Below are 16,363 nucleotides of genomic sequence, written 5' to 3' on the forward strand. Positions count from 1 at the left end.
CGTAATGAATGTCCCTTTCAAAAAACTGGCTGCCACCACTTTAATGCTGGCCGGTCTTGCCGTATTCACCGCGCCCGCGCAAGCCAATATCACCACGCAGCAGAGCGCTGAAATTCTCAAGACCTACAGCGCCGACAAAGCCACGGACTTCCGCCAGTTCCTTGGCAGCCTGGGCAAGAGCGATCTGGCGAAAACCGCCGACATCGGCCCGGCGATTGGTGCGTACCTTGATAACAAGACCCTGACCGCCGAGCAGCAGAACGAAATCTATCGTCTGCTGGGTCTCTACACGCGCGCGAAATACAGCGCCGCCGCCACCGAAACCCTGCGCGAACTGGTCGAGATCCCGACCTTTCGCAAGGACGGTGTCGAACAGCATGAAAACCCGGAATTCACCAAGATCGCGGCGAAGATTCAGAGCCTTGCCGAGTCGTTCAATCTGAAATTCCGCAACATCGACAACCGCGTCTACGAGATCTCTCTCGACGGCAGCGGCGATGAAGTGGTTGGCATTCATGCGCATGCCGATGTGGTGCCGGTAACGCCGGAAAACTGGGTGCTCAAAGATGGCACCCGCCTCGACCCGTTCAAGATCACCCTGATCGGCGATCGCATGTACGGTCGCGGCACCGAGGATGACAAGAACGGTATCGTGGTTACGCTGTATGCCATGAAAGTCATCAAGGAAGAAAAGCTGCCGCTGGTGCGCAACTTCAAGTTGCTGGTCGACACCACCGAAGAAACCACGGGCGACGCGATCCCTTACTACTTCGAACGCAATCCGACGCCGAACTACAACCTCGCGCTGGATGGTGGTTACCCGGTGGTGATTGCCGAGAAAGGCTACGGCACCGTCATGGCCGACTTTGCCAAGCGCAAAGGTGAAGGCAAAGGTGCGGAAATCATCTCGATGACCGGTGGCCTGGCGACCAACCAGATTCCATCGGCGTCGGTCGCCACGCTGGTAACCGACACGCCTGCGGAACTGGCTGCCAGCCTGCAAAAGGCCGGTGACGCGTTTGCCAAGCACAACGGCGGCGATTTCCAGGTGAGCGCCAAGGTCGACGGCAAAGACGTCAAACTGACCGTGACTGGCGTATCTGCGCACTCCTCCGAGCCCGAATCCGGGGTCAACCCGGTCGCGCGCATGCTGGTCTTTATCAATAGCCTTGATGGCAAAGTCGCGTTCAAGCACAACCACATCACCGATGCCGCACGTTACGCTGCCGACAATTGGGGTCTGGATTACCTGGGCAACAAGCTGAATGTCGGTTTCTCCGATGCCTTCATGGGGCCGCTGACAACGTCGCCGACCTACGTCGGCATGGACGAAAAGGCCTTCAAACTCGCGGTCAACCTGCGCGTGCCGAAGGGCAAGTCGCCGGAGAAACTCAAGACTGAAATCGCTGAGAAACTGGCTGCCTGGAGCAAGAAAAGCCACGTAACCGTAGCCTTCGACTATTCGATCGCCGAGCCTATGTACCGCAATCCTGAGGGCGAATGGGTCAAGGCATTGTTGGCGGTTTCGACAGAAAACCTCGGTATGAAACACGAGTTCGGCACCTCCGCCGGCGCCACCTCGGTGCATGAGTTGCCGAACGGCGTGCAATTCGGTCTGGCCATGCCGAACGTGAAGTACACCGGTCACACCGATGGCGAGTTCAAGACCGTGGAGCAATTCCAGCTGGACCTGCAGATCGTGACCGAAATGATCGGCCGCATCGGCCAGTTGCCGAAACTCTGACCGCATTGTCGAACCCGCCGCCATGGCGGGTTCGGCATTTTTAATCCGCGCATAATCCTTGCCGCGCAGCCTCGCCCCAGACTTTTGCACACTGGGCAACACAGAGTTGCCCTCAAAGAGATTGATAGCCACCTAACGAAAGGTGCATGCTAGAGGGCTAGTTCGAGTCTTATATCATTCCGAATGATAGTTACCTTTGCTTCATTCGATTCGTGCCATCACACCCCGCCGAGCATCATCCGCCCATCTTCAATACATTGGCGGATGCATCCATGGAACAGTCACTCAAACATTTGCGCTTCCCGTTGGCCATGTTGGCCGTACTGGTGATGAGCGCCTGCGGCAAGACTCCGGAGACTGCCGCCACTATGCCCGCTGCGAAAGTCAGCGTGGCCAAGGTGCTGGAACAACCGGTCAACGAGTGGGACGAATTCACCGGGCGCCTCGAAGCGCCGGAAACCGTTGAAATCCGTCCACGGGTCTCCGGCCAGATCGATGACGTCGCGTTCACTGAAGGCGCACTGGTCAAAAAAGGCGACCTGCTGTTCCAGATCGACCCGCGTCCGTTTCAAGCCGAGGTTCGCCGCCTCGAAGCACTCGTAGCTCAATCCCGCGCCAACGCCACCCGCAGTGAAAACGAAGCCGGTCGTGGTGAACGTCTGCGCGCCAGCAACGCCATTTCCGCCGAACTGGCCGACTCGCGTACCAGCGCTGCCCAAGAAGCCCGCGCCGCCGTCGGTGCCCTGCAAGCGCAACTGGACCTGGCCAAACTGAACCTCAGCTTCACCCGCGTAACCGCGCCGATCAGTGGCCGCGTCAGCCGTGCCGAGATCACCGCCGGCAACCTGGTGACCGCCGACACCACGCCATTGACCAGTGTGGTTTCCACTGACCGCGTCTACGCCTACTTCGACGCCGATGAGCGGGTGTTTCTCAAATACACCCAACTTGCCCGTAACGGCCAGCGCGGCGCGACCACTCCGGTGTACATGGGCCTGTCCAATGAAGACGGCAACCCGCACCTCGGCCAGATGAACTTCGTCGACAACCAGGTCAACCCGAAAACCGGCACCATCCGTGGTCGTGCGGTGTTCGATAACAGCGATGGCACTTACACCCCGGGCCTCTACGCACGCCTGAAGCTGGTCGGCAGCGGCACCTACAACGCCATGCTGATCAACGACGAAGCCGTCGGTACCGATCTCGGCAAGAAGTTCGTACTGGTGATGGATGCGGACAACAAAACCGCGTACCGCGCCGTTGAACTGGGTCCGAAAATCGAAGGCCTGCGCATCGTTCGTAATGGCCTGAACAAGGACGACACGATCATCGTCAAGGGTCTGCAACGGGTTCGTCCTGGCTCCCCGGTCACGCCTGAAGTGGTGCCGATGGCCAGCGAACAGACCATCGCGGCACTCGCTCAACAACGTCAAGCGCTGGAAGCCAGCAACCTGCCCAAAGTCGCCCCTGCCAAAGGCGCGTCCGGTTCGGTTGTGAAGCTGGCTGCTACGACCCCACGCGGTTAAGGGACGACAACTCCGATGAATTTTTCCCAATTCTTCATTTCACGGCCGATCTTCGCAGCGGTGCTGTCGCTGTTGATCCTGATCGCCGGTGCGATCTCGCTGTTCCAGCTACCGATCAGCGAATACCCGGAAGTCGTGCCGCCAACCGTGGTGGTACGTGCCAACTTCCCAGGCGCCAACCCTAAAGTCATCGGTGAAACCGTGGCCGCTCCGCTGGAGCAGGCCATCACCGGTGTCGAGAACATGCTGTACATGTCCTCGCAGTCGACCGCTGACGGCAAGATCACCCTGACCATCACCTTCGCCCTGGGCACTGACCTGGACAATGCGCAGGTGCAGGTGCAAAACCGGGTGACCCGAACCGAGCCGAAGCTTCCCGAGGAAGTGACGCGCATCGGTATCACCGTCGACAAGGCTTCGCCCGACCTGACCATGGTTGTGCACTTGACCTCCCCGGACAAGCGCTACGACATGCTCTACCTGTCCAACTACGCAATCCTCAACATCAAGGATGAGCTCGCTCGTCTGAACGGTGTTGGTGATGTGCAGTTGTTTGGTATGGGCGATTACTCGCTGCGGGTCTGGCTCGATCCAAACAAGACCGCTTCGCGCAATCTGACCGCGACCGATGTGGTCACCGCGATTCGTGAGCAAAACCGCCAGGTGGCTGCCGGTCAGTTGGGTGCGCCCCCTGCCCCGAATGCCCAGAGCTTCCAGCTGTCGGTCAACACACAGGGTCGTCTGGTCTCAGAAGAAGAGTTCGAGAACATCATCATTCGTGCAGGCGACGACGGTGAAATCACTCGCCTCAAGGACATCGCTCGCGTTGAACTGGGCTCCAGCCAATATGCGCTGCGTTCGTTGCTGGACAACCAGCCGGCCGTAGCCATCCCGATCTTTCAGCGTCCAGGCTCCAATGCCATCGACATCTCGAACGACGTTCGGGCGAAAATGGACGAGTTGAAGAAAGGCTTCCCGCAAGGCATGGATTACAGCATCGTCTATGACCCGACGATCTTCGTGCGCGGTTCGATCGAAGCGGTGGTACACACCCTCTTCGAAGCACTGATCCTCGTGGTACTGGTGGTGATCCTGTTCCTGCAAACCTGGCGCGCCTCGATCATTCCGTTGGTGGCGGTGCCGGTATCGCTGATCGGTACGTTTGCGGTGATGCACCTGTTCGGCTTCTCGCTCAACGCGCTGTCCTTGTTCGGATTGGTGCTGGCCATCGGTATCGTGGTGGACGACGCCATCGTGGTGGTGGAGAACGTCGAACGGAACATTGAACTCGGACTGACACCGGTCGAAGCCACCAAACGGGCGATGCGTGAAGTAACCGGTCCGATCGTTGCCACGGCTCTGGTGCTATGTGCGGTGTTCATTCCGGCAGCGTTCATCTCCGGTCTCACCGGGCAGTTCTACAAACAGTTTGCACTGACCATCGCCATCTCGACCGTGATCTCGGCGTTCAACTCGCTGACCCTGTCGCCAGCGCTGGCCGCTGTATTGCTGAAAAGCCATGACGCACCGAAAGACCGCTTCTCCAAGGCACTCGACAAGATCTTCGGTGGCTGGCTGTTCCGTCCGTTCAACCGCTTCTTTGACCGCGCCAGCCATGGCTACGTCGGTACGGTGGGCCGGGTTATCCGCAGCAGCGGCATCGCCCTTCTGCTCTACGCCGGTCTGATGGTGCTGACCTTCTTCGGTTTCTCCAGCACGCCGACCGGTTTCGTCCCCGGCCAGGACAAGCAGTACCTGGTAGCTTTCGCACAACTGCCGGACGCTTCGAGCCTGGATCGCACCGAAGAAGTGATCAAGCGCATGTCCGACCTGGCACTGAAACAGCCAGGCGTGGAAAGCGCCGTAGCGTTCCCGGGTCTGTCGATCAACGGCTTCACCAACAGCCCGAACGCCGGCATCGTCTTCGTGACCCTGAAACCGTTCGACGAACGTAAAGACCCGAGCATGTCCGCCGGCGCAATCGCCGGTGCCTTGAACGGCCAGTACGCGAACATTCAAGAGGCGTACATGGCGATCTTCCCGCCACCGCCGGTACAAGGTCTGGGCACCATTGGTGGTTTCCGCCTGCAAATCGAAGACCGGGGCAACCTGGGCTACGACGAGCTGTACAAAGAAACCATGAACATAATCAACAAGAGCCACAGCGTGCCGGAACTGGCCGGGCTGTTCACCAGTTACACCGTGAACGTGCCGCAAGTCGATGCCGCCATCGACCGTGAAAAAGCCAAGACCCACGGCGTGGCCGTCAGCGACATCTTCGACACCCTGCAGATCTACCTGGGTTCGTTGTATGCCAACGACTTCAACCGCTTCGGGCGCACCTATCAGGTCAACGTTCAGGCCGAGCAACAGTTCCGCCTCGAATCCGACCAGATCGGCCAGCTGAAAGTACGCAACAACAAAGGCGAAATGATCCCGCTGGCGACCTTCATCAAGGTCAGCGACACCTCGGGCCCGGATCGCGTGATGCACTACAACGGCTTCATCACCGCAGAAATCAACGGCGCGGCTGCTCCCGGTTACAGCTCCGGCCAGGCGGAAAAAGCCATCGAGAAACTGTTGAAGGATGAACTGCCGAACGGCATGACCTACGAGTGGACCGACCTGACCTACCAGCAGATTCTGTCCGGCAACACCGCGCTGTTCGTGTTCCCGCTCTGCGTATTGCTGGCGTTCCTCGTGCTGGCCGCTCAATACGAAAGCTGGAGCCTGCCACTGGCGGTGATCCTGATCGTACCGATGACCCTGCTGTCGGCCATCACCGGTGTGATCATCTCGGGCGGTGACAACAACATCTTCACCCAGATTGGCTTGATCGTACTGGTGGGACTTGCCTGTAAGAACGCGATTCTGATCGTCGAATTCGCCAAGGACAAACAGGAAGAAGGCCTCGACCCGCTCGCTGCGGTTCTCGAAGCTTGCCGTCTGCGTCTGCGGCCGATCCTGATGACCTCCTTCGCGTTCATCATGGGTGTGGTGCCACTGGTGTTCTCCAGCGGTGCCGGTGCCGAGATGCGTCACGCCATGGGTGTGGCGGTGTTCTCCGGGATGCTCGGGGTGACCTTCTTCGGTCTGTTGCTGACACCAGTGTTCTACGTACTGATCCGTAACTTTGTCGAACGCGGCGAAGCCCGCAAAGCGGCCAAAGCTCTGAAACTGGAGGCGCAACAATGAGTCTGAAAGTCTTCCTGCCGAGTCTGCTGGTGCTGGCCCTCAGCGCCTGCGCTGTCGGCCCCGACTACAAGACCCCAGCCACGGAGGCGGCCAATATCACGGCCGTCACCGACGGCGCCGCCGGGCAAAAGAACTTCGACCGTTCGAAATTCGAAGGCATCTGGTGGCAGCAATTCGATGATCCGACCCTCAACCAGTTGGTGACCCAATCGCTGCAAGGCAACCGTGAACTGCGCGTGGCGTTCGCCCGCTGGAAAGCCGCCCGGGCGATCCGCGACGACGCCAGCAACGATGCGATGCCGACCATCACCAGCCGCGCCAGCAGTGACTTGGCCAAGGGACAAATCCCTGGCCAGACCACCAACCGGGTCAATAGCGAACGCTATGACCTCGGTCTGGACATGGCCTGGGAACTGGACCTGTTTGGCCGCATCCAGCGCAATCTGGAAGCCAGCGACGCTGACCAGCAAGCGGCCGAAGCCGATCTGTATCAACTGCAAGTCACCATGATTGCCGAACTGGTCGACGCTTACGGTCAACTGCGTGGCGCTCAGCTGCGCGAAAAGATCGCCGTGGCCAACCTGAACAACCAGCAGGAATCGCGCAAGATCACCATCAGCCTGCGTGACGCCGGTGTCGGTGATCAGCTCGACGTCGAACGTGCCGATGCACGTCTGGCTTCGGTCGAAGCCAGCGTGCCGCAATTGCAGGCAGAACAGGTTCGGCAGAAAAACCGTATCGCTACCCTCTTGGGCGAGCGTCCGGACAAACTGACCGTCGATCTGAGTCCAAAAGACCTGCCAGCGATTGCCAAGGCCCTGCCAATCGGTGATCCGGGTGAACTGCTGCAGCGTCGTCCGGACATTCTCAGCGCTGAGCGCAATCTGGCTTCGGCCACGGCGCGCATTGGCGTGGCGAAAGCCGATCTGTTCCCACGGGTCAGCCTCAGCGGCTTCCTCGGCTGGACGGCCGGGCGTGGTTCGCAGATCGGTTCCTCGGCGGCCAACGCCTGGGCACTCGGCCCGAGCATTACATGGGCAGCGTTCGACCTTGGCAGCGTACGCGCCCGTTTGCGTGGCGCCGATGCTGAAGCCGAAGGCGCACTGGCGACTTACGAGCAACAAGTGCTGCTGGCCCTGGAAGAGTCGGAAAACGCCTTCAGCGATTACGGCAAACGTCAGCAACGCCTGATCTCGCTGATACGTCAGAGCGAATCAAGCCGCAAGGCTGCCGACCTCGCTGAAATCCGCTATCGCGAAGGCACGACCGACTTCCTTGTGTTGCTCGACGCGCAGCGCGAACGGTTGAACGCCGAAGACAGTCAGGCCCAGGCTGAAGTCGACCTGTATCGCGGCATCGTCGCGATCTACAAGGCCCTTGGCGGCGGCTGGCAACCGGAGACTGTTGCCAGCAAGTAATCGATTGTTAAAGAGCTCCTTTGGTTGGCCGCAACCAACCAAATTTTTTGCCCCGCGTATCATTCGGTCGCGGGGCTTTTTTTTCATTTTTGATCAATGAAATCTAGTGGGAGCGAGCCTGCTCGCGAATGCGGTGTGTCAGGCGACACCATTGGGGCTGATCCAACGCATTCGCGAGCAGGCTCGCTCCCACAGGGGTTAACGGTGTTCTTTGGATTGGGTGTCTTCCAGCACGGTGACGGTCGCTGTGGTGCCCGCACGCAGGCGGTTCTTGCCGGCATAGTCGCCATCAATGTCGATCCGCACCGGCACCCGCTGTGCCAGTTTTACCCAGGTGTAGCTCGGGTTGATGTTGGCCAGCAGCCGGCTGCCCGGCGCGTTTTCCCGGTCGGCAATGGCAAAGGCAATGCTCTGCACCGTACCGCCGAAAGTCTCCCCGCTCATCAATTGAACCCGTACCCGATCACCCTCTGTAATCCGCGGTAATTTGGTTTCTTCGAAATAGCCGCTGATGTAGAACGAGTCACTGTCGACCAGTGCCAATAAAGCCCCACCGCTCACCGCGTAGTCACCTTCACGGGTCAGCAGGTTGGTGACATAACCGCTCACAGGGGACTCGACGCGGGTGCGCTGCAAGTCCAGTTCGGCTTGGGTCAGCGCGGCAATCGCCAACTGCACGTTGGCCTCGGCCAGACCGAGATTGGCCTGATTGCGTAGAAGATCCGCCTGGGCCACCGCGACATCGGTACTGGATTTTTCCCACTCTTCCCCGGAAATCGCAAAACCCTGCTTGAGCGTACGCCGCCGGCGTTCTTCGCTTTGCCGCTGCTTGAGCAAGGCCTCACTGGCTACAATTGCCGCTTGCGACTGACCCAGCGTTGCCTTTGCGACTTCCACCTCACGGCGCGAGTGTTCCACCGCGAGGCGGTAGCGCGCCGGGTCGATCTCCATCAACAATTGACCCTTGTCGACATGCTGGTTGTCCTGCACGGCCAGACTGACAATACGCCCGGAGACATCCGCCGACAGCGTCACCACATCGGCTCTGACCCGCGCATCGCGAGTCCACGGCGCGCGGGTGTAATGCTCCCAGGCAAACCAGCCGAGGACGATCGCCAACAGCACCACTGCCAACGTGATCAATCGCGTGAATAACACTTTCAAGGCATCAGGCTCCCATCAGCAAAATCAGCGTGGCACAGACGCAGGCATACAAAGCGCCTTCGAACAGCGCTTCATGCCAGACCAGACGCAGCACACCCAGACGCCGTAACCCCCAGTCGAGCAGCATGAATATCGGTATGGCCAACAGCAACGCCTGGGCAATGGGCGGCAGGTAGACACCGCCAATCTCGAAATCAATGGGCAAGGGCTGCTTCTCCTTCCGGAACAGAGTGCTGGATAGCGTCACCGTGGCGTTGTAGAAATGACACGACGATCAACAGGGCCACACGCATACGAAACAGCGACCAGACATGCTCATGGCTGGCGACGTGCAGTTCATCCAGTTCATCGCCCAATGTATGCAGCGTGGTCATCAATGGCGCCAGTTCGACATCCTGCCGCCCGGCGACAAAGCGCCCGGTCTTGCGCACGGCCGATGCCAGACGCTGAATGAAGGCGTCCGTCAGCAGCGCATTGTTTTGCGCCTGCTGCCGCAACTGGTGCATTGCCACACCGAGTGCCACGCAAGCGAGGCTGATTTCATAGAGTTGCTGCATGGCCCGGTTGTTCACCGCTGGCAGCAGGCCGAGCATGCTGGTCAGGCGATCGACCATGCGGCTTTCAAAGGCAAACTGTTGTTCATCGGTCGCCGGGGTTTTGCTCAGTGCATACACCTGCTCGCGCGCTTCGTTGTACAAGCGGCGAAGGCGCCACGCCGGGCGAAACGGGAAAATCCACGCGTAAACGATCAGGGCAAGCATGGCCGCACTGACGTAGGCTCCGGCAAATTCGAACCATTGAATCGCGGTGTTCTGCCCGGTCCCGACATTCTGCGGGCCGAGCATGAGGAAACTCGACAACCCCAACCCCATGCCGATGCCCGCCGTCGCCGGACTGGCCAGACCGATTGCGATCACATACAGCAGCGGCGCCAGCAGCAATGCCAACAGCTCGAAATCACTGATCGCCGGCACCAGCATGAATTGATAGAGCGCCGAGACCACCAGCGCCAGCCCCAAGCCTCGGGCATAACTCTGTGCGGCCATGAGGGGACGCGGAAACGTCGCCATCAGCGAACAGAGAATTCCCACCAGAATCATCCCGCCCCGTGCGCCGTCCCAAGCGGTTTCGATCCAGATCAACCCGGCCACCAGCAACGCGGTGAAGGCACGAATCGCGTTCATCGACGCCAGGGTGAAATCCAGATGCAGCGGGCTGACCTGACCGCGATAGAGGCAACTGGCCTCGCGCCCTTCCTGGATGGCATCGCTCAATTCGAGGATCTGTTCCAGTTGCTGCAACAGCCGCGCCTGCTCCCAGCGCAACGCCCAGGCCAGTGAACGCAACGTGGCGCTCATGTCTTCAGTCAGTTGTTCGGCCTGATAAGCCAGCGCCTCGAACTGTTGCTGCAGCGTGATAAACCGGTGACGTGTGGGCTCGGGCAGCGATCGCCCCTGCTCGGCCAACTGATCAAGAAGCGCCAGTTCGTCCGCACGCAGGCGCTGGATGTCCAATGGCAGATCACCTTCCCAGCGCTCGGTGAGCAGTTCGCGCTGATGGCGTAGCGCGGTCAATCGCGAGGTCAACAACATCAGCTGGTTGCCCAACAGCAGTACCAGATGGTTGGCGCTGCGTAATCGTGGTGCATCGAAATACAAGTGCCGGCGCAGGCCTTCGAGGGCACTGATCTCACCGAGCAATTGCATTTGCCGACGCTGGAAATCGGCCTCGCTTTCTTCCGTGCGAAGGACCGCCGCAGCGTGACTGGCGGCCAGTTTGATGACTTGATCGACTTTGGCGAAATATCCCTTGGCCACCGCTTGCGGGCGTGCCGTCAACAGGCTGACTACGCATACGCAGGCCACGGCCAGCAAGGTTTCGGTGACGCGGGTAACCGCCAGTAAAAAGGTGCCATCCTGATCCGGAATCGCCAGCAACGCCACGACTACAGCGGTATAACCACTGAGCACAAAGGCTTGCGAGCTGGTGTAGCGCAGTAGCGTGCCGCCGGCGGTGCACAGCGCCAGCCACAGGGCCAGGGTGGTAATGAATGGCAGCGGTGCCTGAGGAAAGATCGCCATGATCAATACCGCCACCGCCGCCCCGAGGGTCGTGCCGATCACCTGACCGAAGCTGCGTGCCAGCGCCATCCCGGCCAACGGCTGGCTGACAATGACCACTGCCATGATCGACCACTTCGGCTGATCGAGATCGAACAAGAACGCCAGGTACAGCGTCAGCAAGCCCGCCACGATGGTTCGCAGGGCAAACAGCAAGGCGGCCTGACCGGGGTGGATCACGGCTCGGAAATAATTGAACAGGGCTTGCATGGGCACACTCATCGAAACGACTTCTGCAAGCGTAGACACTGCATCGAAAGCCTGACGGGTAACTGAGTCGACGCAGCTTGTAGGGCGATTCGCATCCACAGGGTTTGACTCGTGGCCCGACCTGACCGAAGCTTGCCGCTCTGCTCAAGTACGCCTGTTTCGGAAACCTGCATGCCTCAGTCTCGCCGCTACCTGCTTATCAGCCTGGGCCTTGTGCTTGTCGTCGTCGTGGCCTGGCTGTCGGTGCGCAGCACCGTCCCGGTCATACCCGATGCAATCAAGCACGGTTATAGCGAAGCGCTCGATGCTGCCCGCAAGGGTCAACCGGGCGCGGCGCGTCAGTTGTATCAGCAACTGGGCCGCCCGGACATTTCGGTCAAACGCCGCGTGTGGCTGCATGGCGAGCTGCCTAACTACCCGAGTCCACAGGCGTTGAAACTGGCCGACACCGACCTGCAGAACGAAGCCGCCGCCGTGCGGCTGGCGGCGATCAAAAGCGTGGTGGGCCTGGTGCCGGGCGGGCAACGCAGCCTGTTGCTCGGGCCGATGCTCGAGGATGACGACCAAACCGTGCGCTTTGCCGCGATCAACGCCCTGCTCGGCTTGACGCCGGATGAACTGGGTCTGTATTTCGCGCCGTTGCAACAAGCGATCGACGGCTGGGAACAAACGCTCAAGGCGCAGCCGGAAAGCGCCACGAACTACGCGCAACTGGCCCGACTGCATATCCATAACGCCGAGCTGAAAGAGGCACAGGTCGCGCTCGACAATACCCTGCGCCTGGAACCCGGCAATCTGCAGGCGCTGGTGATGCAGATCGATGTTCTCGATCGCCAGGGCCAGACCGACGCCGCCCGGCAACTGCTGGTCAAGCAGCTCAAAGCACAACCCGATTCTGCTTACCTGCAACATGCCTTGGGTCTCTGGCTGTTGCATCACGATCAGCGCGAATACGCCCTGCTCGGTTTGTCCAAAGCCGTCGAGCTGGAACCCGACAACAAGGATTATCGCTACGACCTCGCCACCACCCTGCACAGCGCCGAAGAACTGGAAGCGGCGCAAAACCAGTTGCAGGAAATCGTTCAGCGTCACCCCGCTGACCGCAAGGCGCGGGTGTTGCTGATCAACTACTGGAAAGAGAGCGGCCAATTGCAGAACGTGCAGATTCTGTTGGCGCAGCTGGAACAGCTCAACCCGGATGATCCGGCCTTGCAGCAGGGTCTCTGAGCCACTTTTGACCGTTCAATCGACACATTTGGCAAGGAATTTCGGAACTGCCATCACGGCGCAAGGTCAAGTTATTCAGACCGCTCGATAAGTTGGCGGCCTCGCTTCCCTTAGTCATGAGAGGGCATTTTTTGTCTACTTCTAACGAGTTGATCAGTGCGAAAGCCGCTACCGGCATTGTGGGTCTGGATGACATCCTCGCCGGTGGTCTGTCTCGCGGTCATGTTTTTTTGCTGGAGGGTGAACCCGGTACCGGCAAAACCACGGTCGCTTTGCATTTTCTCTTGGCCGGCGCGAAAGCCGGCGAGCGCTCGTTGTACATCACGCTCTCGGAAACCGAGCGCGAATTAAGGCAAGGGGCGTTGTCCCACGGTTGGACGCTGGATGACAACATCAAGATCTTCGAGCTGACGCCCCCGGAAAGCCTGCTCAATGCTGAACACCAGCAGAGCCTGCTGTACTCCTCCGACCTGGAACTGGGCGAAGCCACCAAGCAGATTTTCGAAGCGGTCGAACGCTTCAAACCTACGCGTGTGGTGCTCGACAGCTTGTCCGAGATCCGTTTGCTGGCGCAGAGTTCGTTGCGTTATCGCCGACAGATTCTGGCGATCAAGCATTACTTCGTGCGTTATAACGCCACCGTACTGCTGCTCGACGACCTGACCACCGAGTCCCTCGACAAAACCGTGCACAGCGTGGCCCACGGGGTGATTCGTCTTGAAGAACTGACACCCAACTACGGCGCCGAGCGCCGACGCGTGCGGGTGGTCAAGTACCGTGGCCAGAAGTATCGCGGTGGTTTCCATGACTTCACCATCATGGGCGATGGCGTGCATGTGTTCCCACGGCTGGTGGCGGCTGAACATCGCGGCGACTATGCGCGTTTGCAGCTGTCCAGCGGCATCCCGGAAATGGACGCCCTGCTCGGCGGCGGCATCGAAACCGGCTCCAGTACGCTGATTCTCGGCCCTGCCGGTACCGGTAAATCGCTGATCTCGATGATCTTCGCCGCCGCTGCGGTACTACGCGGGGAAAAAGCCGCGCTGTTTATCTTCGATGAAGAACTCGGCCTGCTGTTCGAACGCATGAAAAACATCGGCATCGACCTCAAGGCGCTGCAAGCCACCGGTAATCTGTTGATCGAACAGGTCGACGCCGCCGAACTGTCGCCGGGCGAGTTCTCTCATCGCGTGCGGCGCTGCGTCGATGAAGGTCAAATCAAAACCGTGGTCATCGACAGCATCAACGGCTATCAGGCGGCAATGCCGGAAGAAAACGCGCTGGTGCTACACATGCACGAACTGTTGCTGTACCTGAACCGCAAAGGTGCGGCGACCTTCATGACCGTTGCCCAACATGGTCTGGTTGGCGACATGCAAGCGCCGGTCGACATTACTTATCTGGCTGACACGGTGATTCTGTTGCGCTACTTCGAAGCACTGGGCAAAGTCCGCCGCGCGATCTCGATCATCAAGAAACGCACCGGCAGCCACGAATCGACCATTCGTGAATACCGCATTTCCACCCAAGGCATGACCATCGGTGAACCACTGGAAGCCTTTCAGGGCGTACTGCGTGGCGTCCCCACCTACCTCGGCGCGAGTAACCCGCTGTTGCAGGAAGAGCACTTGTGACGGTTCAAGTGCCGCTGGCCGAACGGGCGCTGATTCTGGCGCCCGTGGGTCGCGACAGCCAGATTGCGCTGATGATCCTCAAAGAGGCCGGCTACGGCGGAGTCGTCACGCCCGATCTGGGGTCGCTGTGCACGGAGCTCGAGCAAGGCGCCGGTCTGGTGCTGGTCGCCGCGGAAGCCTTGCGCGGGCCGGAACTGGAAGTGCTGTTCCGGCATCTGGAACAGCAACCTGCGTGGTCGGATCTGCCGATTGTGCTGTTGACCCATCACGGCGGCCAGGAACAAGGCCCCTCCTCGCGCCTGAGCGATCTGCTGGGCAACGTGACATTTCTTGAGCGACCGTTTCATCCGGCGACACTGGTCAGTATGGTCTCGGCCGCACTGCGCGGCCGACGACGACAGTACGAGGCCCGCGACCGGCTGATCGACTTGAGCGAAAGCGAACGGCGCCTGCAATCGACCTTGGAAACCCTTGAGCAACAAGTCGAGGAGCGTACCGCGCAACTGCGCCACAACGAAGAAGCACTGCGTCAGTCGCAGAAAATGGAAGCGGTCGGCCAACTCACCGGCGGCATCGCCCACGACTTCAACAACATGCTCACCGGCATCATCGGCAGCCTTGAGTTGCTGCGTCGACGTCTGGCCCGTGGGCGCACGGATGACCTCGACAGTCTGATTGATCTAGGGGTGACCTCGGCCAACCGCGCTGCCGGTCTGACCCATCGTTTGCTGGCGTTTTCACGCCGCCAGTCGCTCGACTCCAAAGCCGTGCAGATGAACACGCTGGTGCTGTCCATGGGTGAGTTGCTGCAACGCAGCCTCAACGAAAGCATTCAACTGGACATGCGCCTCAACGACAAATTATGGGTGGCCGAGGCCGATCCCAATCAACTGGAAAGCGCCCTGCTCAACCTGGTGATCAATGCCCGCGACGCCATGCCCGACGGCGGCAAACTGGTGGTCGAGACCAGCAATCAAGTGCTCAAACGTGAATTCACTGAAGCCTACAGCAACCTCGAACCCGGTGATTACGTGATGCTCAGTGTCACCGACAACGGCAGCGGCATGCCGCAAAGTGTCATCAACCGTGCGTTCGATCCTTTCTTCACCACCAAACCGATCGGCCAGGGCACGGGGCTGGGTCTGTCGATGATCTACGGTTTCAGCAAGCAGTCCCGTGGCCATGTCTCGATCGACAGCGAAATCGATGAAGGCACCACGGTCAGGCTTTATCTGCCGCGCTTTCGCGGTGAGGAACTGGCTAGCCCTGCCCCCGATGTTCAACAACTGCCAGATGCACTGGACGGCGAAACCGTGCTGATCGTCGAAGATGACCCGGCCGTACGCGTGCTGGTCTGCGCGGTACTTGGTGAGCTGGGTTATGCCTTTGTCGAAGCCTGGGATGCCGACAGCGCCGTGCCGATTCTGAACTCGACGCAGCGCATTGATCTGCTGATCAGCGATGTCGGCCTGCCGGGCATGAACGGCCGGCAACTGGCGGAAGTCGGCCGTCAATATCGGCCAGGTCTGAAGGTGTTGTTTATCACCGGATACGCCGAACACGCGGCGGTACGTGGCGGCTTCCTCGATTCAGGGATGCAGATGATCACCAAACCGTTCACTTTTGACCTGTTGACCGCCAAGGTGCGGGAGATGATCAAAAGCTGATCGGGAGAATACGGCCTGCTGAAGCAGGCCGGGTGGTCAGGCAAGCAATTCCTGAATCTTTTCCTGCAACACATCCAGGTCGAACGGCTTTTCCAGGATCGGCGCCTTGCGCGTGATCGGGCTACCGGTTTCGCGGATTTCCTGCGGATAACCGCTGATGAAAATCACCTTCAGGTCCGGGCGTAATTTCACCGCCGGTTCAGCGATCTGCACGCCGGAGATCCCGCCCGGCAGACGGAAATCGGTGATCAACATGTCCAGATGCGGCTTGCTCGCAAGAATCTCGAACGCCTGCTCGCCGTTTTCCGCCTGCAACACGCGATACCCCTGCCCTGACAAGTAATCCGTCAGGACCATCAAGATAACCGGTTCGTCCTCGACGACGAGTACTACATCTTGTGCATCTACGCTCATGGGAAGCCTTTGTTCGGTCAATAGCTGCTGATACGACCGTACGG

General features: G+C 59.7%; 11 protein-coding genes. 7 read left to right on the top strand and 4 right to left on the bottom strand.

Annotated elements, in window-relative coordinates; all coding sequences use genetic code 11:
* Positions 1–4: 4 nt before the first annotated feature.
* The 4 genes from KBP52_RS04190 (at position 5) to KBP52_RS04205 (ending at position 7,883) form a co-directional block, all read left to right on the top strand.
* Positions 5–1,744, top strand: coding sequence for a dipeptidase (locus KBP52_RS04190; protein ID WP_212622159.1), 1,740 nt, complete (start codon positions 5–7; stop codon positions 1,742–1,744).
* 272 nt (positions 1,745–2,016) lie between these two features.
* Positions 2,017–3,270 carry a multidrug efflux RND transporter periplasmic adaptor subunit MexE gene (mexE, locus tag KBP52_RS04195; RefSeq protein ID WP_077573018.1) on the top strand — a complete coding sequence of 418 codons (1,254 nt, stop codon included), beginning with the start codon at positions 2,017–2,019 and terminating at the stop codon, positions 3,268–3,270.
* Between the two features lie 15 nt (positions 3,271–3,285).
* Positions 3,286–6,465, top strand: a complete 3,180-nt coding sequence (locus KBP52_RS04200) for an efflux RND transporter permease subunit (protein ID WP_212622160.1) — start codon at positions 3,286–3,288, stop codon at positions 6,463–6,465.
* On the top strand, positions 6,462–7,883 hold the full coding sequence (locus KBP52_RS04205; RefSeq protein WP_116032660.1) for an efflux transporter outer membrane subunit: 1,422 nt from the start codon (positions 6,462–6,464) through the stop codon (positions 7,881–7,883). The genes KBP52_RS04200 and KBP52_RS04205 overlap by 4 nt, the downstream gene beginning before the upstream one ends.
* Before the next feature lie 198 nt (positions 7,884–8,081).
* Here the strand turns inward: KBP52_RS04205 and KBP52_RS04210 are convergent, their stop codons facing one another.
* The 3 genes from KBP52_RS04210 to KBP52_RS04220 are packed head-to-tail and all read right to left on the bottom strand — an operon-like array spanning position 8,082 to position 11,377.
* A complete protein-coding gene (locus KBP52_RS04210; RefSeq protein ID WP_212622161.1) occupies positions 8,082–9,047 on the bottom strand; it encodes an HlyD family secretion protein in 966 nt (321 codons plus the stop codon).
* A gap of 4 nt (positions 9,048–9,051) precedes the next feature.
* On the bottom strand, positions 9,052–9,252 hold the full coding sequence (locus tag KBP52_RS04215; protein WP_007914938.1) for a DUF1656 domain-containing protein: 201 nt from the start codon (positions 9,250–9,252) through the stop codon (positions 9,052–9,054).
* Positions 9,242–11,377, bottom strand: coding sequence for an FUSC family protein (locus KBP52_RS04220; RefSeq protein WP_212622162.1), 2,136 nt, complete (start codon positions 11,375–11,377; stop codon positions 9,242–9,244). Before KBP52_RS04220 ends, KBP52_RS04215 begins: the two co-directional genes overlap by 11 nt.
* A 171-nt stretch (positions 11,378–11,548) precedes the next feature.
* On the opposite strand from KBP52_RS04220, the gene KBP52_RS04225 reads away from it, so the two are divergent.
* The 3 genes from KBP52_RS04225 (at position 11,549) to KBP52_RS04235 (ending at position 15,905) form a co-directional block, all read left to right on the top strand.
* Positions 11,549–12,604, top strand: a complete 1,056-nt coding sequence (locus KBP52_RS04225) for a tetratricopeptide repeat protein (RefSeq protein WP_077573024.1) — start codon at positions 11,549–11,551, stop codon at positions 12,602–12,604.
* Positions 12,605–12,735: 131 nt separating this feature from the next.
* Positions 12,736–14,238 (top strand): ATPase domain-containing protein, encoded by a 1,503-nt coding sequence (locus KBP52_RS04230; RefSeq protein WP_038367629.1) that lies wholly within the window; start codon positions 12,736–12,738, stop codon positions 14,236–14,238.
* A complete protein-coding gene (locus tag KBP52_RS04235) occupies positions 14,235–15,905 on the top strand; it encodes an ATP-binding protein (protein WP_116032646.1) in 1,671 nt (556 codons plus the stop codon). Before KBP52_RS04230 ends, KBP52_RS04235 begins: the two co-directional genes overlap by 4 nt.
* 36 nt (positions 15,906–15,941) lie before the next feature.
* On the opposite strand, the gene KBP52_RS04240 is transcribed toward KBP52_RS04235, so the two are convergent.
* A complete protein-coding gene (locus KBP52_RS04240; protein ID WP_003225116.1) occupies positions 15,942–16,319 on the bottom strand; it encodes a response regulator in 378 nt (125 codons plus the stop codon).
* Positions 16,320–16,363: the final 44 nt, after the last annotated feature.

Origin of the sequence: Pseudomonas sp. SCA2728.1_7, assembly GCF_018138145.1 — a bacterium.
Lineage (GTDB): Bacteria > Pseudomonadota > Gammaproteobacteria > Pseudomonadales > Pseudomonadaceae > Aquipseudomonas > Aquipseudomonas koreensis_A.